Source organism: Salinarimonas sp. (assembly GCF_046292825.1).
Lineage (GTDB): Bacteria > Pseudomonadota > Alphaproteobacteria > Rhizobiales > Beijerinckiaceae > Salinarimonas.
This window is the reverse complement of record NZ_JBKBQG010000010.1, coordinates 78171-100018: the sequence shown is the minus strand read 5'-3', so window position 1 is coordinate 100018 and position 21848 is coordinate 78171. Positions and strand designations below refer to the sequence as shown.

Here is a 21848-nt window from a genome sequence, read left to right as displayed (position 1 = left end):
GTCTCCCCTCTCCCGGATTGGGGAGGGGCCGGGGGTGGGGGTCGTGCAGGAGGAACCGCGACGGTGCCACCTCGACGACCCCCATCCGTCTCCGGGCTGCGCCCGGAGCCACCTTCCCCCAAGGGGGAAGGACAAGCTGCCGCCACCCGACCGCAACCTCTCCACCCGCCGCCATCATCCCTCCGGCGGCGGGATCTCCACCCTCAGGATCGCTGCCGAATGGTCGGCGACCTCGTAGGCCGCCTCGGCGAGGTCCTCCTCGCCGCGGTCCGGATCGGCGCTGTCGACGAGGAGGCGCCAGCCGGTCTCGGCGCCGGGGAGGCGGAAGCGGATGGTCTCGTCGGCGGCGTTCAAGAGGAAGGCGATCAGGACGAGCGTGCCGTCGTCGCGCCGCTCGGCGCGCCGCATCGTGAGCGCGCGCCGCTCCGGGTCGTTCCAGTCCTCCGGCGAGGGCACCGCGCCCTCCTCGTCGAACCATTCGATGTCGAGCACGCCCTCCGCCACCGGGTCGCCGTAGAGGAAGCGCTTGCAGCGGATGACCGGGTTCTCGCGACGCACCCGCACGAGGCGCGCGACGAAATCGGTCAGCGCTTCGCCCTCGGGCGAGCGGGCCTCCTCCCAATCGAGCCAGGAGATCTCGTTGTCCTGCGCGTAGGCATTGTTGTTGCCGTGCTGCGTGCGGCCGAACTCGTCGCCGTGGAGCAGCATCGGCGTGCCGAGCGAGGCCATCAGCGTGGTCAGCATCGCACGCATGACGCGCCCGCGCACGGCGCGAATGTCGGGATCGTCGGTCGGTCCTTCGACGCCCCAATTGCGCGAATGGTTGTTCGAATGGCCGTCGCGATTGTCCTCGCCGTTCGCCTCGTTGTGCTTCTCCTCGTAGGCGACGAGGTCGGCGAGCGTGAAGCCGTCATGGGCGGTGATGAAGTTGACCGACGCCCAGGGCCGGCGCGCGCGGCGGTCGAACATGTCGCCAGAGCCCGAGAGCCGCGCGGCGAGATCCGGCCGCATCCCGGAATCGCCCCGCCAATAGCGGCGCACCCCGTCGCGGAAGCGGTCGTTCCACTCGGCGAAGGAGGGCGGGTGGTGGCCGAGCTGATAGCCGCCGGGCCCGATGTCCCACGGCTCGGAGATCAGCTTCTTGCGCGAGAGGATCGGATCCTGCCGCAGCGCGTCGAAGAAGCCCGCGCCCGGGTCGAAGCCGTGCGGCTCGCGCCCGAGCGTCACGCCGAGATCGAAGCGGAAGCCGTCGACGCGGTAGGACGTCGCCCAATAGCGCAGGCTGTCCATCACCATCTGCAGGACGCGCGCGTTCGACAGATTGAGCGTGTTGCCGGTGCCGGTGTCGTTGACCGCGTAGCGGCGATTGTCCGCCTGGTGGCGATAATAGCTCGAATTGTCGAGCCCGCGCCAGGACAGCGTGGTGCCGAGTTCCGAGCTCTCGCAGGTGTGGTTGTAGACGACGTCGAGGATCACCTCGATGCCGGCCGCGTGCAGCCGGCGGATGGCGATGCGCAATTCGTCGTTCCCGCCGCCGGGCGACATGTAGCGCGGCTCGGGCGTGAAGAAATTGAGCGTGTTGTAGCCCCAGTAATTCGTCAGCCCCTTTTCCTGCAGGAACCGGTCCTGGAGGATGGCGTGGATCGGCAAGAGCTCGATCGCCGTCACGCCGAGGCGCTTGAGGTGGTCGATGACGGTCGGATGCGCGAGCGCCGCGTATGTGCCGCGCTCGGGGATGCGCACCTCGTCGAGGAGCTTGGTGAGCCCCTTCACGTGCGCCTCGTAGATCACCGTCTCCGACCAGGGGACGTTCGGCGGACGGTCGTCTCCCCAGGTGAAGCTGTCGTCGATGACGACCGATTTCGGCACCGCCGGCGCGCTGTCGCGGCGGTCGAAGGTGAGATCGGCGCGCGGCGAGTTCACGCGGTAGCCGAACAACGCGTCCGTCCAGCGCGTCTCGCCGTGCAGCGCCTTCGCGTAGGGGTCGACGAGGAGCTTGTTGGGGTTGAAGCGATGGCCGTTCTGCGGCTCGTAGGGGCCGTACGCCCGATAGCCGTAGAGGAGGCCCGGGCGCACGTGGGGCAGGTAGCCGTGCCAGACCTCGTCCGTCCATTCCGGCATCGTGTAGCGCGCGATCTCGCGGCGGCCGGAGGGGTCGAAGATGCACAGGTCCATGCGCTCGGCATGGGCGGAGAACACGGCGAAGTTCACGCCGAGCCCGTCCCAGGTCGCCCCGAGGGGATAGGGCGAGCCCGGGGAGAGCAGGTCGGGGAGGATGGGCATCGACGCGAGAGCCTTCGGATCAGCCTTCGTGGCGGAGAACGACCGCCGCTAGAGGGGGAAGCGTGAGCGACAGCGACTGAGAACGCCCGTGCGCCGGCTCCGGTTGCGTGTTGCGACCGCCGTCGTTGCCCATGTTCGAACCGCCATACATCCCCGCGTCCGAATTGAGCACTTCCCGCCAGCGCCCGGCGCGGGGCACGCCGATGCGGTAGTTCTCCCGCGGCACGGGCGTCATGTTGAGGACGACGAGGAGCGGACGGTCGTCCCCCCTCCCCTTGCGCAGATAGGCGAAGACGGAATTCGCCGCATCGTCGCCGATCACCCAGTCGAAGCCCTCCGGCAGCGCGTCGGTCGCGTGCAGCGCGCCTTCCGACGCGTAGAGGCGGTTGAGATCGCGCACCAGCATCTGGATGCCCGCGTGGCCCTCCTCGCGCAGCAGGGCCCAATTCGGCTCGCCGTCGTGCGACCACTCGCGCGGATCGGCGATCTCGCAGCCCATGAAGAGGAGCTTCTTGCCCGGATGCGTCCACATGAAGGAGAGGTAGGCGCGCAGGTTCGCCCGCTTCTGCCACTCGTCGCCGGGCATCTTGCCGATCAGCGAGCCCTTCCCGTGGACGACCTCGTCGTGCGAGATCGGCAGCACGAACTTCTCGGAGAAGGCGTAGATCAGCCCGAAGGTCATGTCGTTGTGGTGCCAGGAGCGGTAGAGCGGCTCGCGCTGGACGTAATGCAGCGTGTCGTGCATCCAGCCCATGTTCCACTTGTAATTGAAGCCGAGCCCACCCTCCGAGACCTTGGCGGAGACGCCCGGAAACGCCGTCGATTCCTCCGCGATGGTGATGGCGCCCGGGCAGCGCTCGGCCACCAGGGTGTTGAGGCGCTTCAGGAACTCGATCGCCTCGAGATTCTCGCGCCCGCCGAACCGGTTCGGGATCCACTGGTCGTGGCCGCGCGAATAATCGCGGTAGAGCATGGACGCCACCGCATCGACCCGCAGCGCGTCCACGTGGAAGCGCTCGAGCCAATAGAGCGCGGAGGCCAGAAGGAAGCCCGCGACCTCGCGCCGCCCCATATTGTAGATGTAGGTGTTCCAGTCCTGGTGATAGCCCTCGCGCGGATCCTCGTGCTCGTAGAGCGCGGTGCCGTCGAAGCGGGCGAGCCCGTGCGGATCGGTCGGGAAGTGGGCGGGCACCCAATCGAGGATCACCCCGATATTCGCCCTGTGGCAGGCGTCCACGAACCGCGCGAAGCCTTCCGGCGTGCCGTAGCGGGCGGACGGCGCGAAGAGCGCGAGCGGCTGGTAACCCCAGGAGCCGCCGAACGGATGCTCGGTGATCGGCAACAGCTCGATATGGGTGAAGCCGAGATCGGCGACGTAGGGGATCAGCCGCTCGGCGAGCGCGTCCCAATCGAGCACGCCGTGCGGCTCGCCTTCCGGGCGCAGCCAGGAGGCCGCGTGGACCTCGTAGACCGACATCGGCGCGTCCGGCGCCTGGCGGGCGGCGCGGGTGCGCATCCAGTCCTCGTCGCGCCAGGTGAAATCGAGCGGTGCGGCCACCACGGATGCGGTCGCCGGCGGCTTCTCGGTGCGCCGCGCGAGCGGATCGGCCTTGGAGGGCAGCGTCTCGCCGTGGGCGCCGACGATCTCGTACTTGTAGCGCTCGCCCGGCCCGATTCGCGGCACGAACAATTCCCACACGCCGGACGCGTGGCGCAGCCGCATCGGATGGCGCCGCCCGTCCCAGGAATTGAAGTCGCCGATCACCGAGACGCGCCGCGCGTTCGGCGCCCAGACCGAGAAGGCGACGCCCTCCACGCCCTCGATCGTGCGGGGCACGGCGCCGAGCCGCTCGGAGAGGTCCCAATGCGCGCCCTCGGAGAACAAGTGCAGGTCGAGATCGCCGAGCACGAGGCCGAAGGAATAGGGGTCCTCCGTCTCCTGCACGACGTCCGGCCAGGTGATGCGCAGGCGATAGGCGACGCGGCGCGAGACGGTGCCGGCATAGAGCCCGTCGCGCACCTCGTGCAGCCGGCCGATTTCCGCACCGTCCGCGCGGGCGACGACCGCGACCTCGCGCGCACCCGGCAGGAACGCCCGCACGATCGGGCCCGACGCCGTCTCGTGCATGCCGAGAAAGGCGAAGGGATCGGTCAGGCGCCCCGCGAGCGCGTCCATCGCGGCCGACTCGACGCCCTCGAGCTCCGGTGCGGTGGTCGCTTGCATCAGGTGTCCTCCTCCGTTCGGTTCAGGAGACGCGTCGCGACGTGGGCGAAGCCCGCGAGCGGCACGTCGAGCCAGCTCGGCCGGTTGGCGGCCTCGTAGCAGATCTCGTAGCCGGCCTTCTCGAGGATAAAGAGATCGAGCAGCGCGGGGTTCACCTCGCTCGTCGGATCCCCCTCGCGATAGCCCGCGAGGAACGCCTGCTCCGCCATCTCGCTGAACTGCCCGCGCAGATGCGCCGCGCGCGCCTCCGACAACGGCCCCTGCGGGGTGTGGCGGTGCTTCTTGAGGTTCGAGGCGGCGTAATCGAAGGAGCGGATCACGCCCGCGACGTCGCGCAAGGGGCTCGCCTTGGCGCGGCGCTCGGCGAGCGGTTTCGCCGGCTCGCCCTCGAAATCGATGATCACCACGTCCGAGCCCGCCACCAGGATCTGCCCGAGATGGAGATCGCCGTGGACGCGGGTGATCGCCGTGCCCTCGAGCGCGGATGCGCGGCTATCGACGAGGTCGAGCAGCGCCTTGCGATTGTCGAGGATCGTGCGCGCGGCCGCCTCGTCCTCCTCGTCCGCGAAGCTGCGCCCTTCGATCGCGGCGAAGGCCGCCTCGAGCTGCGCCTTCACGCCCTTGCGCAGGCGATCGGCCTCGTCGCGGCCCGCCACCTGCGGCGCGAAATCGGGATCGTCCGAGCCCGCGCGCAGGATCGCGTGCATCTCGCCCAGGCGCCGGCCGAGATTGCCCGCGAAGGCGCGGTAGGTCTCGAAATCGTCGACGTCCTGCGCGTTCTCGTCGTCGCCCGCCATCGCCAGTTCGTCGATGGTCCGGTCGAGATAGTTGAGCGTCCATTCCCAGCCGTCGCCCTGGTTGAGCACGAAGCCCTGGACGATCGCGAGCGTCGTCGGCTCCCCGTCCGGAGAGGCGTGGACCACCTCGCCGAGGAGCGGCGCGACATTGCCGTAGCCGGCTTCCGTCAGGAAGCGGCTCATCTCGGCTTCCGGATGGACGCCCGGCGTGAGCTTGCGCAGGAGCTTGAACACCGCCTTGCGGCCGACGATCAGCGTCGAGTTCGATTGCTCGGCCGTGAGCCACTCGATCTCGGAATCGGCTTCGAGCTCGCATTCCGCGAAGCGGGCGCTCGCGCGGAAGCGGATCTCGCCGCGCTCGGTCTGCAGCACCGTCTCCTCGCCGATCCCGGCGATGAGGGCGCGGGCGAAGCCGGGCATGGCGAAGCCGTCGGTGAGATAGCCGACGCGCCGGCCCTGGCGCACGCGCGCCATGGCGAGTTGCGGCGCGAAGGGTGCCGGCGGCTCGTCGTCCCACGAGATCGCGAGCGGCAGGGCGTAGCGCTCCTCGCCCCCGGTCGTCGCGATCGTCGCGATGGCGACGATGACGTCCTTGCCCGAGCCCGGCAGCGTCAGCGCGAAGTCGATGGAGACGCGCTCGATCGTCTGGTCCTTGCGCTGGAACCAGCGCCGTTGCGGCACGTAGGGCGGCAGCACGTCGCGCTGGAGCGTCTCGAGCGCGCGACCCTCGACGATCTCGTCGACGCCCTTGCGCACCACGAAGGTGACGTGCTCGGGCTCGATGCCGGCGGTCGCCGTCGACCATTGCGGCGGCTCGACCTTCTCCGAAATCTCGAACCAGTAGAAGCCGTAGGGCGGCAGCGTGAGCAGATAGGGCAATTGCCCGATCGTCGGGAAGGCGGCCCCGCCCGAGAGCTCGACGGGGGTGCGCCCCGCGAATTCCCCGAGCGCGAGCTCGACCGCTTGCGCCTGCCGCGAGACGTTGGCGACGCACAGGATCGTCTCGCCCTCGTGCTCGCGCAGATAAGCGAGGATCTTGCGGTTCGCCGGACGCAGGAAGCGGATCGTGCCGCGGCCGAAGGCCGAGTGCTGCTTGCGCACCGCGAGCATGCGGCGCGTCCAGTTCAGAAGCGAATTCGGGTCGCGCTGCTGCGCCTCGACATTGACGCGGTCGTAGCCGTAGAGCGGGTCCATGATCACGGGAAGCGTCAGCTTCGCCGGATCCGCGCGCGAGAAGCCGCCATTGCGGTCGGGCGACCATTGCATCGGCGTGCGCACGCCGTCGCGATCGCCGAGATAGATGTTGTCGCCCATCCCGATCTCGTCGCCGTAATAGATCACCGGCGTGCCGGGCATGGTCAGGAGCAGCGACTTCATCAATTCCACGCGGCGGCGGTCGCGCTCGAGCAGCGGCGCGAGGCGCCGGCGGATGCCGAGATTGATGCGCGCGCGCCGGTCCGCGGCATAGGTGTTCCAGAGATAGTCGCGCTCCTTGTCGGTCACCATCTCGAGGGTGAGCTCGTCATGGTTGCGCAGGAAGATCGCCCATTGGCAGTTTTCGGGGATCTCCGGCGTCTGGCGCATGATGTCGGTGATCGGGAAGCGGTCCTCCTGCGCGATCGCCATGTACATCCGCGGCATCAGCGGAAAGTGGAACGCCATGTGGCATTCGTCGCCGTCGCCGAAATAATCCTGCGTATCCTCGGGCCATTGATTGGCTTCCGCGAGCAGCATCCGGTCCGGATAGGCGGCGTCGAGCTCGGCGCGGATCTGCTTGAGGATCGCGTGCGTCTCGGGCAGGTTTTCGTTATTGGTGCCCTCGCGCTCGACGAGATAGGGCACCGCGTCGAGCCGCAGCCCGTCGACCCCGATGTCGAGCCAGAAGCGCATGATCGAGAAGACCTCCTTCAACACCTTCGGGTTGTCGAAATTGAGGTCCGGCTGGTGGCTGTAGAAGCGGTGCCAGAAATAGGCATTGGCGACCGGGTCCCAGGTCCAGTTCGATTTCTCGGTGTCAAGGAAGATGATCCGCGTGCCGGAATACTTCTTGTCGTCGTCCGACCAGACGTAGAAGTCCCGCGCCGCCGAGCCGGGCTTGGCGTGGCGCGCCTTCTGGAACCAGGGATGCTGGTCGGAGGTGTGGTTGATCACGAGCTCGGTAATCACCCGCAGGCCCCGCGCATGCGCCTCCTCGACGAAGCGCTTGAAGTCGCGCATGCGGCCGTATTCGGGATGGACGTTGCGGTAATCGGCGATGTCGTAGCCGTCGTCGCGCCGCGGCGAGGGATAGAACGGCAACAGCCAGATGCAGGTCACCCCGAGCTCGGTGATGTAGTCGAGCTTCTGGAGCAGGCCTTCGAAGTCGCCGATGCCGTCGTTGTCGGCATCGTAGAACGACTTCACGTGCAGCTGGTAGATCACCGCGTCCTTGTACCAGAGCGGATCGTGATTGGTGATGAGAGACGACTTACGCGGCACCTCAAGCCCCCGTGTGCGGTCGGATACGCCAGATGGCGAAGGGATATTCGTGCGGATCGAGCCGCACGTGCTGGATCTTGCCGTGCCAGACGAAGGCGCGGTCGTGGATCAGGTCCTCGACGGCGAGGGCGCCGTGATCGGGCAGGCCGAATTCCCACAACGGCACCTCGAAATCCGCCTCCTGCACGGCGAACGGATTGAGGTTGACCGCAACGAGGATCATCTCGTCGCCGCCGCGCGAGGGCTTGGCGTAATAGAGGATGTCGTCGTTCCAGGCGTTGTAGAAGCGCGTGTTCACGTGGGTGTGGAGCGCCGGGTTCGCCTTGCGGATGCGGTTGAGGCGCGCGATGTCGGGGATGATGTTCCCCGGCGTCGAGAAATCGCGCACCTTGATCTCGTATTTCTCCGAATCCTTGTATTCCTCCTTGCCCGGGATCGGCTCGCTCTCGAGAAGCTCGAAGCCGGAATACACGCCCCAGAGCCCCGACAAAGTCGCGGCGAGGCAGGCGCGCACGAGAAAGCCGGCGCGGCCGGAGGATTGCAGGTAGTACGGGTTGATGTCCGGCGTGTTGACGAAGAGATGCGGCCGGTAGAATTCCTTCGGCGCCTCGTTCGCCAGCTCCTCGAAATAGGAGCGCAGCTCGTATTTCGTGTTGCGCCAGGTGAAGTACGTGTAGGACTGGCTGAAGCCGATCTTGGCCAGATGATACATCATCTTCGGCCGGGTGAACGCCTCCGACAGGAACAGCGTGTCGGGATGTTGGGCCCGCACGTCGGCGATCAACCATTCCCAGAACGGCAAGGGCTTGGTGTGCGGGTTGTCGACGCGAAACGTCTTCACCCCCTCCGAGACCCAGAACAGGATCACGTCGCGCAGAGCGATCCACAGATCCGGGATCGAATCCGGCTTGTAGAAATCGACGTTGACGATGTCCTCGTACTTCTTCGGCGGGTTCTCGGCATATTTGATGGTGCCGTCGGGCCGATAGTCGAACCAGCCCGGATGCTCCTTCAGCCAGGGATGGTCGGGCGAGCACTGGATGGCGAAATCGAGCGCGAGTTCGAGCCCGTGCTCGCCCGCCGCCGCGCGCAGAGCGCGGAAATCCTCGATCGTGCCGAGTTCGGGATGGAGCGCGTCGTGTCCGCCCGCCTCCGAGCCGATGGCGTAGGGGGAGCCCGGATCGTCGGGGCCGGGCGTCAAGGTGTTGTTGCGGCCCTTGCGGTTCTTCTTGCCGATCGGATGGATCGGCGTGAAGTAGAGCACGTCGAAGCCCATGTCGCGCACCCGCGGCAGGTGCGGGATGACGTCGCGCAGCGTCCCGTGGCGGTTCGGATCCTCCGTCATCGAGCGCGGGAACAGCTCGTACCAGCTCGCGAACATCGCCTGCAGCCGATCCGCCTCGACCGGCTGGACGAGCGAGCGGGCGCGATGCGGGCGGTCGTCGGCGGCGTGCATCAGGCTGCGCGCATGGGCCGAGAGGAGCACGTGCACGCGCTCGTGCCCCTGGGCGCCGTCGATGCGCGCGAGGAGATCGGCGAGTTCCTCCCGCAGATCGCCCGAGGCGCGCCCATGAGCCGCCTCGACGAGCTGCCGGCCCTCGATCAGGTCGAGCGCGATGTCGACGTCGGCGTCGGCCTTCTTCTTCAGATCGCGCGCGAAGGTCGCGTAGAGGTCGTGCCAGGCCTCGACGACGTATTCGTGCCGGCCCATGCGCTCGAGATAGAGCGTGCCGCGGAAGCGGTCGTTGCCGAGGGGCGCCATCTCGGCGCGCCGCCATTGCTCCTCGTCGAGGGCGCGCCATTGCAGCTCGACCCCGAGCACCTCGTGCCCGTCCATGAAGGCGTCGACCTCGACCACGATCGGGTCGCCGACGACGCGCTTGACCGGAAAGCGCCCCGCGTCGATGCACGGGTCGAGCCCGTCGACGACGATGCGCGGTTGTTTCGTCGCGGCGGCGGAGGCGGCGCGCTTGGCCGGCGTGCGCGGCACGCAGATCGGCTCGGCGCGCGCCGCCCGCGCGAGATAGACCTCGCCGGGATTGAGCGCGATCAGGTCGCCGGCGGAGGCGGTCGCGTCGGCGCGGCCCTCCTCGAGCGGCGCGAAGGCTCCGAACGAGCCGCCCATCTGCCCGCGCAGCTTGGCCGCGACGATGTCGTGGCCTTCGAGCACGTCCGGATTGACGAGGACGAGCAGCGCCTCCTCGGCGAAACGCGGGTCGGCGCTCGTGCGCAGGAGGCCGGTCACCTTGGCGGACGGGCCGGTGAGCGGGCGCAGACGGCCGGGCTCGCGCAGGATCGCGCGCTCGGCGACGAGCCGGTTCATCCGCCGCACGGCGTCCGTCAGATCGAACGGCGCCTCGTCGGCGGCCCGGTCGTAATCCTCCGGCGCGGTCGTTATCGCGTCGATCGGCCGGCGCGCGGCATGCTCGAAGCCCATCGGCATCAGCACGCCGCAGCCCGTCGCGCAGGCGGTCGCGAGCGCGCGCTCGTAGGCCGGTCGCATCCCGCGATTGTCGCGCACGCGCTCGGCGAGGCGCGCGGAGAACGGCGCTTCCACCGCCGCGATCGGCGGCGCGAGCGTCGAGAGGGCCTCGTGCTCCTCGACGAGCCAGCTGGCGCGGTAATCCCACCAGGGCAGCGAGTTCAACGTGTGATCGAAGCCGCAGCCGCGCAGAGCGAGCGCCTCGGGCCGCGGCACCGCCGTGACGTCGGCGATGGCGAGCGCATGGCGGTCGACCCCGCGCGCCGCCTCGATCAGGCGACCCCAGAGATCCGCGGTCGGGCCGGCGGGGCGGATCGCGCGGAAGCCCGCCGCGCCGGCCTCCATGTAGGCGCGCACGCGCGGCGCCCAGAACTCGGCGAGCCGCGCGCCGGCCTCGTCGGCGACGCGCGCCATCGCGGTGCCCTGCGGGCTCGCGGGATTGCGCGGATCGACGATCCCGCCCGGCGTCTCCCGCCGCACCGTGAAGGCGCCGGGATCGGCCTGGACCATCGGATGCTCGAGGGCGAAATTCTGCGGCGCGAGGTCGAGGAGGAGGCGCAATCCCGCCCGCTCGGCCGCGTCCGCGAGCCAGCCGACGACCCGCGTCACGTCGTAATCGGTCTCGAGCCCCGGATGGGCGGCGTCGTGATCGACGGGAAACAGCGTGTCGCCCGAGCGCCCCGGCGCGGCGAGCGGGGACACGCAGACATGGTCGAAGCCCAGCGCCTTCGCCCGCTCGAAATGGTCCGGAAACCGCCCCAGCGGGCCGACGAGCCGGTGGGGGACGTAATAGATGCGCGGTGCCGTGCGGTTTTTGGTTTCGGCCATGTTCGTCGGTCGTCCTCGTGTCCTCGCGATCGGGCGCGACGCGAATCGTCAAACCGGCGACGCGAAGCGCCACCTTCCGGGCGAGCCGTTTCCGAGTTCGCGCAATGAGCGGCCCGGGACCGGGCCGTTCGGATCCATGGTGGCAACGCGTCCTGGAACCACCGGTTCCGTCCACCCCGGGGGCCAGAGCTAAGCAAGTCGCGCCAGCCGGCGCAACCCCCGCCTAGGATCACGGTCCTGCGAGGCGGCGCTGCGCGAAGCGCACGGCGACGTCGTGGGGCGAGACGCCCGCATCGCGCGCCTCGATCAGGATGCTCTCGAGATTGTCCACCATGCGCGAAAGCCGCGTCTCGACGAAGGCGGGATCGTCCGAGCCGGCGATCTCGCGGGCGACGTTGATGATCCCGCCGCCGTTGATGACGAAATCGGGCACGTAGAGGATGCCGCGCGCGAGGAGCCGCTCGGCCGCGTCCTCGTCGGCGAGCTGGTTGTTGGCCGCACCCGCCACGATCGGCGCCCCGAGCCGCGCGATCGCGTCCTCGCTCAGCACGCCGCCGAGCGCGCAGGGCGCGAACACGTCCGCCTCGACGGCGACGATCTCCGCCGGCGCGACCGCGCGCGCGTCGTAGGCGGCGACCGCCTTCGCGATGCGGCCCTCGTCGATGTCGGTCACGACGAGGCGCGCGCCGGCCCCGTGCAGGAGGGCGCACAGATTGGCGCCGACATGGCCGAGCCCCTGCACCGCGACCGTGCGGCCGGCGAGCGCGTCCGACCCCGTCGCCACGCGCAGCGCCCGGCGCATTCCCTCGAAGACGCCGCGCGCCGTCACCGGGGACGGATCGCCGCTCGCATGCGCGCCCGAGGCGAGGCCGGCGACGAAGCGCGTCGACGCGTGCACCGCCTCCATGTCGGCGACCTCGATGCCGACGTCCTCCGCCGTCCAGTAGGCGCCGCCGAGCGCGTCGACGGCGCGGCCGAAGGCGCGCATCAGCGCGGGGGTCTTGGGCTTCTCCGGATCGGCGAGGATCACCGCCTTGCCGCCGCCGAGATCGAGGCCGGCGACCGCGTTCTTGTAGGTCATGCCGCGCGACAGCCGCAGCACGTCGGCGATCGCGGCCTCCTCGCTCGCGTAGCGCCAATAGCGGCAGCCGCCGGCGGCGGGGCCGAGGCGGGTCGAATGGACGGCGATGATCGCGCGCAGGCCGGTCTCGGGATCGGTCGCGAAGAGCACGCGTTCGTGGCCGTCGAAGTCGGGATGGGAAAACACGCTCACGGGTCGTTCCTCCTGCGCGACAACCTCCCGAAAACGTTGGCCGTTCCGTGGCGCGCGCCAGGTGCGTGTGTCACGCTTCGCCCGCGAAGGGAAGGCATCGGAAAGGCTTCGGAGAAGACGCCGCGGCGGCGCTTGCGGACGGGTCGGAAAGCCGGTATGCGTTCGTTATACAGAACGGAACCGCCGCCGATGACCGACACGACCACGAGACCCCTTCGCCCCGAGACGCTCGCCGTCCATGCGGGCACGACCCGCTCGCCCTTCGGCGAGACGTCGGAGGCCCTGTTCCTGACGCAGGGCTTCACCTATCCCGACATGGAAACCGCCGAGGCGCGCTTCAAGGCGCGCGCGGAGGGCACATTCATCTATTCGCGCTTCGGCAATCCGACGGTCGCGATGTTCGAGGAGCGCATGGCCGCGCTCGAGGGCGCCGAGACCGCGCGCGCCACCGCGACCGGGATGGCGGGCGTCGCCGCGGCCCTGCTCGGCCCCTTGCGGGCTGGCGATCACCTCGTCGCCTCGCGGGTCCTGTTCGGCTCGTGCCATTACATCGTCACCGAGCTCCTGCCGAAATTCGGCATCGAGACGACCCTCGTCGACGGCACCGATCTCGACGCCTGGCGCGGCGCCCTGCGCCCGACGACGCGCGCCTTCTTCCTCGAGAGCCCGGCCAATCCGACGCTCGAGCTCGTCGACATCGCGGCGATCGCGCGGATCGCCCGCGAGGCCGGCGCGCTCCTCGTCGTCGACAACGCGCTCGGCATTCCCACGGTCTCGCGCCCCCTCGACCTCGGCGCGGACATCGTCACCTATTCGGCGACGAAGCACATCGACGGGCAGGGGCGATGTCTCGGCGGTCTCGTGATGGGGGCCAAGGCGCTGATCGAGGAGCGCATCCAGCCTTATCTGCGCCACACCGGCCCCGCCCTCTCGCCCTTCAACGCCTGGGTGATGCTCAAGGGCCTGGAGACGCTCTCGGTGCGGGTGCGCGCGCAAACGCAGAACGCGCTCGCCATGGCGCGTGCGCTCGAGCGGGCGGAGGGCGTCGCCCGCGTGCGCTATCCCGGCCTCGAGACGGATCCGTTCCACGCTCTGTGCCGCAAGCAGATGACGGGGGGCGGCACGGTCCTCGCGGTCGATCTCGAGGGCGGCAAGGAGGCGGCCTTCGCCTTCGGGCGGGCGCTTCAGGTGATCCGCATCTCGAACAATTTCGGCGACGCGAAGAGCATGGTCACCCACCCCGCGACGACGACCCACGAGCGCTTCAGCCCCGCCGCCCGCGCCGAGATCGGCATCGGCGACGGGATGCTGCGGATCTCCGCCGGCCTCGAGCACCCGGATGACCTCGTCGACGACGTCCTCGCCGCCGCGCAGGCGGCCGCGCGCATGCGCTGAACGCGATCGACGAAGAGCGCTCCTTCTCCTTCCCCTCAGGGGAAGGTGGCTCCGGACGCGCACAGCGTCCGGAGACGGATGGGGTCTTTCGACCCGAAGGGTCGAAGGGGTGTTGGGCTTCTCCTTACGTAAGGGGCTCTAGGACGACGCCCCTTCGCCGCTCGCGCGGCGAATGACCCCATCCGACCCGTCGCCTTCGGCGCCGGGCCACCTTCCCCTGAGGGGAAGGAAAGCGGCGGCGCCTTTTCTCCGGGCCCCGCATCACCCCCTCCCCCAAGGCCAAAAATCGCCCTTTACCTAGCGGCCGCGCCGGTGGACAAAGCCGGCCATGGACCGCCCCTCCCCCGCACCGCCGATCGTCGGCATCGTACGTCGTCTCGCGCCGGGAATCGGGGCGGCCGCCCTCGTGGCGCTCGTCGCGAGCCTCGCGGCGCCGCTGATCGCGCCTCTGGTGCCGATCCCCGCGATGGTGCTCGCGCTCGTGATCGGCATCGCGGCGCATTCCGTCGTCAGCACCCCGCGTTACGAGGAAGGGCTCGCCTTCTGCGTGAAGAAGCTCCTGCGCTGCGCGGTGGCGCTGCTCGGCCTTCGCATCGCGCTCGGCGACATCGTCGCGCTGGGGCTCGCGACCGCGCTTCTCGTCGTCGTGGCCATGTTCGCGACGATCCTCGCCGGCTTCGCGATGGCGCGCGCGCTCGGCCAGCGGCCGGAATACGGGGCGCTCGCGGGGGCTGCGACGGCGGTCTGCGGCGCCTCCGCCACGCTCGCCACCGCGAGCGTCCTGCCCGCCTACAAGGGCAAGGAGGCCGACATCGCCTTCGTGGTCGTGGCGGTCAACGCCCTCTCGACCCTCGCGATGCTCGCTTACCCCCCGATCGCCGCGCTCGCGGGGCTCGACGCCACGACGACGGGCGTGATGCTCGGCGCGACGATCCACGACGTCGCCCAGGTGGTGGGCGCGGGCTACGCCGTCTCGGAGGAGGCGGGCAACAGCGCGGTCGTCGTGAAACTCTTCCGCGTCTTCCTGCTCCTGCCGGTCGTGCTCGCGATCGGCTGGTGGTTCGCGCGCGCGGCGAGCGGCGGGCCCGAGCGGGCGCGGGTGCCGGCGCCGGTCTTCGCCTACGTCTTCCTCGCCCTCGTCGTCCTCAACAGCGCGATGGCCGGCGTGCCGGCGCTCGCCCCCGTCTGGGAACCGATCCGGGCGCTCATGATCCACGCCTCCACCGCGGGGCTCCTCGTCGCGATCGGCGCGCTCGGGCTCACCACCTCCGTCGCGGCCATCGCCGCGCTCGGCTGGCGGCACGTGGCGACGGTGAGCGCCACGACGCTCGTGATCCTCGCGATCGTGGTGGCGGCGCTCGCGGCGGCGTCTCCGGCGCGATCGTTTTGACGTGAACGATCCGCGCGCCTAAATTCGCCCGATGACGATCGCAGACCCGATCGCCCGCGAGCCGGGCGCCCCTTCCGACGAGACCGATCCCCTGCGCGTCTGGCTGCGCTTCGTGCGGCTCCAGCAGCGGCTCTCCGGCGCGGTCGCCGCGGAACTGCGCGCGATCGGGCTCTCGATCCCGCAATTCGACGTGATCTCGACGCTGACCGAGCGCGAAGGCATCACGCAAGGCGAATTGGCGCAGCGCCTCTACGTCACCAAGGGCAACGTCTCGGGGCTCGTCGACCGGCTCGTCGATGCCGGGCTCGTCCAGCGTCGGCCCATCCCCGGCGACCGGCGCTCTCACGCGCTTCACCTCACCGATGCGGGCCGCGCCCAGGCCGAGCGCGGGATCGCGGCGCAGCGGGCCTATGTGGCGCGCACGCTCGGGCGCATGCCGGGCGCCGACATCGCGGAGCTCGACCGCATCCTGCGCGCCTGGCGCGACGTCGCCCGCGCCGAAGTGCCGGGCTGAGGCGGGGCGGATGTTCGACGCGATCGCCTTCGCCGGCGGCGGCAACCGATGCTATTGGCAGGGCGGGTTCTGGGAGGCGGCGGCGCCGCGGCTCGGGCTCGCCCCGACGCGGGTCGTCGGCGTCTCGGCGGGCGCCTGGGCGGCCTGCTACTCGCTGCTCGGCCTCGGCCCGCGCGTGCGCGAGCGCGTGATCGAGGGCTGCTCGCAGGGCGTGCCCAATCTCGACGTCGCTTCCTGGCGGCGCGGCGGGCGGCTCTTCCCCGTCGCCGATCTCTACCGCGCGCTCATCGCCGAGATCCTGGACGCGGACGCCTTCGCGCGGCTGAAGGCGGGGCCGGAGATCCTCGTCGCGGTGGCGCGCCGTCCGCGCCGGCTGCCGCTCCCCGTCGCGATCCCGCTCGGCATCCTCACCTACCAGCTCGAAAAGGCGCTCGCGGCCCCGGTCCACCCGCGCGGCGGGCGGGCGCTCGGGTTCACTGCGGATTTCGTGCCCGTCTCGCGGCTCGCGAGCCCCGAGGAGCTCGTCGGCGCGCTGATCGCGACCGCCTCGGTGCCGCCGATCATGCCGATCGGCCTCGTCGGCGGGCTGCCGGCGCTCGACGGCGGGCTCGTCGACAACGTGCCCGTCGAGCCGCTCGTCGAGATCGAGGCGCGCGGCGGGCGCACCCTCGTCCTCCTGACGCGGCGCTACCGCCGCCATCCGCAGGTGCGCGGGCGCACCTACGTCCAGCCCTCGCGCAAGATCGCGGTGGGCCAGTTCGACCTGACGCGACCGCAGGCGATCGCGGAGGCCTACGCGCTCGGGCTCGCGGACGGGGCAGCCTTCGCGGAGAGCGTGTCGAGGAGCGCCTCGAGCTCGGCGATCGACGGGACGACGTGATCGGCATGCGGCTCGATCTCGGGCCGCGCGGCCTCTGCGCGGGGACCGGTCAGCACCGCGATCGCGACGACGCCCGCAGCCCGCGCCGCATGGAGGTCGTGCAGGCTGTCGCCGACCATGCCGACGCGGTGCGGCGCGAGCCCTGTCTTCGCGACGAACGCGCCGACCATGCCGGGCGCGGGCTTCGAGCCGAAGCCCGAATCGTAGCCCGCGACGAAATCGAGGAAGGGCGTCAGCCCGAGCGCCTGCGCCTGCGCGTGAGCGGAGGCCTCCGCGTCGTTCGTCGCGATCCCGAGCGCGAGCCCGCGCGCGGCAAGGCGCCCGAGCACGCCGAGAGGATCGTGGATCGGCGTGAGATGGGCGAGCCCGTGCACGCGAAACAAGGCGTCCATCTCGGCGAAGAAGTCCGGCGTCGCCTCCCGCCCGAGGGCGCGCGCCCAGACGGGCCCGTATTCGGCCGAGGAGCCGGCGACGAGGGGCGACGAGGGCAGGAAGCGCATCTCCTCCTCGACGAAACGGCTCGCCTCCATCAAGGCCGCGAGCGCGCCCGCATCGCCGCGGGAGAGCTCGCGCATGGCGGCATAGGCGGCGGGTCCCCAGGTCGCGTCGAAATCGACGAGCGTGCCGTCCTTGTCGAAGAGGAGTGCGTCGAGGGCCATCGATGGGTCGTCCGAAGGTCGGCTGCGGGTCGGCAGCCTCTCATGGCGCGGGGAGGACTTCGGCGCAAGCGGTGCTCTGGGCGGGGCGGTCACGAAATGGTGGGGAATCGCGACGATTGTGCGACTCGGATGTTGCTACCAAAACGAGGTTGGACTAAGGCTTGAGCTAAGATTTGCTTCGATTCGTCGGCAATGCACCAAAAAACCGGCGATCGTGTAACGGAGTGATGTATGAGCACCCAAGACAATGCAGAGACGATCGATTTCGTCGCGCTCGCTGCGGATGTCGTCGCATCCTACGTCGCGAGCAATTCGCTGCCTCCGCAGGAAATTCCCGCGCTGATCGAGCAGGTCCACAGCGCTCTCGCCGGCCTCGGAAAGGCGAAGCCCGTCGAGCCGACGCCGCAGCTCAAGCCGGCGGTGCCGATCCGCAAGTCGATCACGCCGGATTACATCGTCTGTCTCGAGGACGGCAAGAAATTCAAGTCGCTCAAGCGTCATCTGCGCACGCGCTACGGCCTCTCTCCGGAGCAGTACCGCGAGAAGTGGGGCTTGCCCGAGGATTATCCCATGGTGGCGCCAAATTACGCCCGCGCCCGGTCGGACCTCGCCAAGGAGATGGGGCTCGGCCAGCAGCGCCGCCGCAAGCGCGCCGCGCCGCGCTGACGCGCCATTTCGGGCGCGTTGGGTGCGCGCGCGCAAGCGTTCGCGCGCGCACAGGTTTACGCCCAGGGCGCGCGTTCGCTATCGACCACCACGAGGTGTTGACATCGGCGGGGAAAGATGCACGCTTGTCTCCCCTGTCGCGAGGAGTGGTTTGTCGATGGAACAAAACATGAACCTGGGAGAACATGCAATGGTGGTGCTCGCGCCGCCGCGTCGTGCGGAGCAACGGGCGGTCGGAGAGGCGCGCGGCGCCGCGTCGCCGCGGCATCGGCGGTCGGCGCCCGCCCGCAGGGAGCGCGAGGCCGGCCCGACGCGCCTGCCCGCCGCGGCCGCCCGTCTCCTCGCCGCGCTGGCGGCGCCGAACACGAGTGCCGCGCAGGATGCCTTCGATGCGGCGCGCGTCGTGCTCCGCCGCGGCACGGACGGGCGGGGCGTCACCCTGTCGGGCGGCGCCCATCCGATCGCCGCGGCGCAGGCGCTCGTCGCCGCCGATCTCGCCCGCTGGGAGCGGGGCGCCGGCACGCGCGGGCGTCGCCTCGAGATCACCGAGGCGGGACGCGCCTATCTGCGCCGCGGCCTCGAGCCCGGCGCGCCCTTCGCGTCCCAGCACCGGGACGTGGTCGAGGCCCGCATCGAGGATCCGGCCGGCGCGGGCCGCCGCAGCGTCGCGCTCAATGCCGCCGAGAGCCCCCTCGCCTGGCTCGCGAGCCGCCGCACGCGCGACGGCCGCCCCTTCCTCCCGCCCTCTAGCGTCGAGGCGGGGGAGCGCTTCCGGCGCGATCTGACGCTCTCGGGGATCATGCCGGGCGTGAGCATCGACTGGTCGCGTTTCGGCGGCGGCGGCAGCGCGAGCGGCGGCCCCGCGCCGGGCGGCCAGAACGCGACGGAAGCCCTCGTTTCCGCCCGTCAACGCGTCGGCCGCGCCTGCGACGCGCTCGGATCGGAAGATGCCGACCTCCTGATCGACCTGTGCGGCTTCCTCAAGGGCCTCGAGACGATCGAGCGCGAGCGCGGCTGGCCGGCCCGCTCGGCGAAGATGCTCGCGGCCCGCGCCCTCGCCCGCCTCGCCGCCCATTACGGCCTCGCCTGCGAGGCGCGCGGGCGGGCGACGTCGCGGGCGATCCGGGTCTGGCGCTCGGAGGGGAGCGCCGACGGGGAGTTCGCCGACGCCTGAGAGCGGGCCGTCGGACCGCGAGCGTGCGGCGGGCGCCGGGCGCCACCCGCCGCACGCCATCGACGAAGGACGCGCACGCCGCTAGTCTCCCGACGCCCGTTCCGCAAGATGCGAGCCCCCGCATGCCGACAGACGCCACGACGATGCCGCCCACCACCGGACGCTCCCCGCTCGGCCGTCCCGCGCGCGAGGCGGGCGCGCGATGAGCGGCGAAATCGTAATCCTCGGCGTCTTCGTCGCCGACACCACGTTCCGCGCCGATCGGCAGCCGCGCATGGGCGAGACGCTGCTCGGACGCTCCTTCGCTCTGGGTCCGGGCGGCAAGGGCTCGAACCAGGTGGTCGCGGCGGCGCGCGCGGGCGGTCGCGTGCGCCTCGTGACGCGGCTCGGCGTCGACGCCTTCGCGGAGATGGCACGCGCCGTCTGGGAGGAGGCGGGGATCGTCGCCGACGTCGCGCAGGACCCGCAGAGCTATACGGGCGCGGCCTACATCTTCGTCGAGGAAGCGAGCGGCGACAACGCGATCATCATTGCGCCGGGCGCCGCCGCGCGCATCGACGAGGCCGACATCGAGGCGCGCCGCGCCGCGATCGAAGGCGCGCGCCTGTTCATGACGCAGCTCGAACAGCCGATCCCGGCCGCCCGGCACGCGCTCGCCATCGCGCGCGCGGCCGGCGTGCGCACGATCCTCGTCCCCGCCCCCGCGGCGCCGCTCGACGACGATCTCCTCGCCACCTGCGACATCCTCACCCCCAACGAGACCGAGGCCGAGGGCCTCACCGGCATCGCGGTCGCGGATCTCGCCGGGGCCGAGCGGGCGGCGGACGCGCTCCTCGGTCGCGGCGTCGGCGCGGTCGTCGTGACGCTCGGCGAGCGCGGCGCGCTCTACCGCGACCGCGCGACCAGCGTCCACGTGCCCGCCTTCCGCGTCGGGCCCGTGGTCGAGACGACGGGCGCGGGCGACTGCTTCGCGGGCGCCTTCGCGGTGGCGCTCGCGGAGGGGCGCGATCCGGTCGCGGCCGTCTGCTTCGGCTGCGCCGCAGCAGGCCTCAGCGTCACCCGTCCCGGCACCGCTCCGGCCATGCCGACGCGCGCCGAGATCGACCGGGTGCTCGCCGGAGCGTCTTGAGGACGTGGTTTTTCGCGCCGGGACAAGTGCCGTCCTGCGCCTACGACGAGGCCGCGTTTCGCGCTAGCGTGCCGGGAAAAGAGGGCCTGAGGGAGGAGCGGGGAATGGCTGCGATCATCGAGCTGAAGGCCGGCGACGACGTCGCCGTCGCGCGCGGGGCGCTTGCGGAGGGAACGGAGGTCGCGCCGGGTCTGCGCGTCCGCGAGCCCGTCCCCGCCGGGCACAAGGTCGCGCTCGTGCCGATCGCGGCGCAGGCGCCGGTCCGCAAATACGGGCAGATCATCGGCTTCGCCAAGGCCGCGATCGCCGCCGGCGAGCATGTCCACACCCACAATCTCGAAATGCGGACCTTCGCCCGCGACGTCGACGCCTGCGTCGACGCGCGGCCGACCGCCTTCTTCAACGACGCCGAGCGCGCGACCTTCCAGGGCTTCCGCCGCGCCGACGGGCGGGTCGGCACCCGAAATTACCTCGCGATCCTCACCTCGGTGAATTGCTCGGCGACGGTCGCCCGCCACATCGCCGAGAGCTTCGACCGCGAGACGCTCGCGCGCTATCCGAACATCGACGGCGTCGTCGCCTTCACCCATTCGACCGGCTGCGGCATGGCGGGCGCCGGCGAGGGCTACGACAATCTCCAGCGCGTGCTCTGGGGCTATGCCCGCCACCCCAATATCGGCGGCGTGCTGATGGTGGGGCTCGGCTGCGAGGTGGCGCAGATCGACTTTCTGCTCGAAGCCTACGGCATCGAGCGCGGGCCGCGCTTCCAGTTCTTCAACATCCAGGAGGCGGGCGGCACGCGGGCCTCGATCGCGCGCGGGCACGAGATCCTCGAGGCCATGCTGCCTGCCGTGAACGACGTCGCGCGCGAGCCGGTGCCGGCCTCCGAGCTCGTGGTGGCTCTGCAATGCGGCGGCTCGGACGCCTATTCCGGCATCACCGCGAACCCGGCGCTCGGCCACGCGGCCGATCTCGTCGTGCGCCATGGCGGCACCGCCATCCTCGCCGAGACGCCCGAGATCTACGGCGCCGAGCACCTCCTGACCCGCCGCGCCGCCTCGCCGGCGGTGGCCGACAAGCTGATGGAGCGCATCCGCTGGTGGGAGGACTACACCGCGCGCAATTCCGGCAGCCTCGACAACAACCCCTCCCCCGGCAACAAACGCGGCGGGCTGACCACCATCCTGGAGAAGTCCCTCGGCGCGGTGGCAAAGGGCGGGTCGACCAATCTCGTCGACGTGCTGCGCTACGGCGAGCCCGCCCGCGCCCGCGGGTTCCTCTTCATGGACAGCCCCGGCTACGACCCCTGCTCGATCACGGGGCAGGTCGCGTCCGGCTCGAACGTCGTCGTGTTCACGACGGGCCGCGGCTCCGTCTACGGCTGCAAGCCCGCCCCCTCGATCAAGCTCGCCACCAATTCCGACACCTATCGCCGCATGGAAGAGGACATGGACGTGAATTGCGGCGACATCCTCGAGACGGGCGTCTCGATCGAGGCCAAGGGCGAGGAGATCTTCGCCGAGATCCTGGCGGTCGCCTCGGGCCGGCGCTCGAAGAGCGAGCTCCTGGGCCTCGGCGACAACGAGTTCATCCCCTGGCAGATCGGCGCGGTGATGTGACTGTTGGTCCTGTCAATGCCCGTCCGAGCGCATGCGCGCTCTATCCTCCACCGGACA

Annotated in this window: 14 protein-coding genes; 8 read left to right on the top strand and 6 right to left on the bottom strand. The window is 70.5% G+C overall.

Going from position 1 to position 21848, the window contains the following annotated elements:
* Nucleotides 1–174: 174 nt before the first annotated feature.
* The 5 genes from glgX to ACK4UM_RS07630 form a co-directional block, all read right to left on the bottom strand.
* Nucleotides 175–2283 (bottom strand): glycogen debranching protein GlgX, encoded by a 2109-nt coding sequence (gene glgX / locus ACK4UM_RS07650; RefSeq protein WP_409797446.1) that lies wholly within the window; start codon nucleotides 2281–2283, stop codon nucleotides 175–177.
* Between the two features lie 19 nt (nucleotides 2284–2302).
* Nucleotides 2303–4507, bottom strand: a complete 2205-nt coding sequence (glgB, locus tag ACK4UM_RS07645; protein ID WP_409797444.1) for a 1,4-alpha-glucan branching protein GlgB — start codon at nucleotides 4505–4507, stop codon at nucleotides 2303–2305.
* Nucleotides 4507–7782: a maltose alpha-D-glucosyltransferase gene (gene treS / locus ACK4UM_RS07640; RefSeq protein WP_409797442.1), complete on the bottom strand. Its 3276-nt coding sequence runs from the start codon at nucleotides 7780–7782 to the stop codon at nucleotides 4507–4509. Before treS ends, glgB begins: the two co-directional genes overlap by 1 nt.
* A 1-nt stretch (nucleotide 7783) precedes the next feature.
* Nucleotides 7784–11092 (bottom strand): alpha-1,4-glucan--maltose-1-phosphate maltosyltransferase, encoded by a 3309-nt coding sequence (locus tag ACK4UM_RS07635; RefSeq protein WP_409797440.1) that lies wholly within the window; start codon nucleotides 11090–11092, stop codon nucleotides 7784–7786.
* 229 nt (nucleotides 11093–11321) lie between these two features.
* Complete coding sequence (locus tag ACK4UM_RS07630) at nucleotides 11322–12365, bottom strand: Glu/Leu/Phe/Val family dehydrogenase (RefSeq protein ID WP_409797438.1); 1044 nt, start codon at nucleotides 12363–12365, stop codon at nucleotides 11322–11324.
* Nucleotides 12366–12554: 189 nt separating this feature from the next.
* Here ACK4UM_RS07630 and metZ point away from each other — a divergent pair, with 189 nt between their 5' ends.
* The 4 genes from metZ (at nucleotide 12555) to ACK4UM_RS07610 (ending at nucleotide 16544) form a co-directional block, all read left to right on the top strand.
* The gene (gene metZ, locus ACK4UM_RS07625) at nucleotides 12555–13760 is read left to right on the top strand and encodes an O-succinylhomoserine sulfhydrylase (RefSeq protein ID WP_409797436.1); all 1206 of its coding nucleotides are present in this window, start codon (nucleotides 12555–12557) and stop codon (nucleotides 13758–13760) included.
* Nucleotides 13761–14088: 328 nt separating this feature from the next.
* Nucleotides 14089–15150, top strand: a complete 1062-nt coding sequence (locus ACK4UM_RS07620; RefSeq protein WP_409797434.1) for a YeiH family protein — start codon at nucleotides 14089–14091, stop codon at nucleotides 15148–15150.
* A gap of 31 nt (nucleotides 15151–15181) precedes the next feature.
* Nucleotides 15182–15664 carry a MarR family winged helix-turn-helix transcriptional regulator gene (locus ACK4UM_RS07615; protein ID WP_409797432.1) on the top strand — a complete coding sequence of 161 codons (483 nt, stop codon included), beginning with the start codon at nucleotides 15182–15184 and terminating at the stop codon, nucleotides 15662–15664.
* Nucleotides 15665–15674: 10 nt separating this feature from the next.
* Nucleotides 15675–16544: a patatin-like phospholipase family protein gene (locus tag ACK4UM_RS07610; protein ID WP_409797430.1), complete on the top strand. Its 870-nt coding sequence runs from the start codon at nucleotides 15675–15677 to the stop codon at nucleotides 16542–16544.
* On the opposite strand, the gene ACK4UM_RS07605 is transcribed toward ACK4UM_RS07610, so the two are convergent.
* The gene (locus tag ACK4UM_RS07605; RefSeq protein ID WP_409797428.1) at nucleotides 16457–17203 is read right to left on the bottom strand and encodes an HAD family hydrolase; all 747 of its coding nucleotides are present in this window, start codon (nucleotides 17201–17203) and stop codon (nucleotides 16457–16459) included. The genes ACK4UM_RS07610 and ACK4UM_RS07605 overlap by 88 nt on opposite strands.
* A 231-nt stretch (nucleotides 17204–17434) precedes the next feature.
* On the opposite strand from ACK4UM_RS07605, the gene ACK4UM_RS07600 reads away from it, so the two are divergent.
* The 4 genes from ACK4UM_RS07600 to ACK4UM_RS07585 all read left to right on the top strand — a co-directional run bounded on the left by ACK4UM_RS07600 (nucleotide 17435) and on the right by ACK4UM_RS07585 (nucleotide 21791).
* Nucleotides 17435–17869, top strand: a complete 435-nt coding sequence (locus tag ACK4UM_RS07600; protein WP_409797426.1) for a MucR family transcriptional regulator — start codon at nucleotides 17435–17437, stop codon at nucleotides 17867–17869.
* A 169-nt stretch (nucleotides 17870–18038) separates the two neighbouring features.
* Complete coding sequence (locus tag ACK4UM_RS07595) at nucleotides 18039–19043, top strand: DUF6456 domain-containing protein (protein ID WP_409797424.1); 1005 nt, start codon at nucleotides 18039–18041, stop codon at nucleotides 19041–19043.
* Nucleotides 19044–19245: 202 nt separating this feature from the next.
* The gene (rbsK, locus tag ACK4UM_RS07590; RefSeq protein WP_409797422.1) at nucleotides 19246–20172 is read left to right on the top strand and encodes a ribokinase; all 927 of its coding nucleotides are present in this window, start codon (nucleotides 19246–19248) and stop codon (nucleotides 20170–20172) included.
* Nucleotides 20173–20276: 104 nt separating this feature from the next.
* Nucleotides 20277–21791, top strand: coding sequence for a UxaA family hydrolase (locus ACK4UM_RS07585; RefSeq protein WP_409797420.1), 1515 nt, complete (start codon nucleotides 20277–20279; stop codon nucleotides 21789–21791).
* Nucleotides 21792–21848 lie beyond the last annotated feature (57 nt).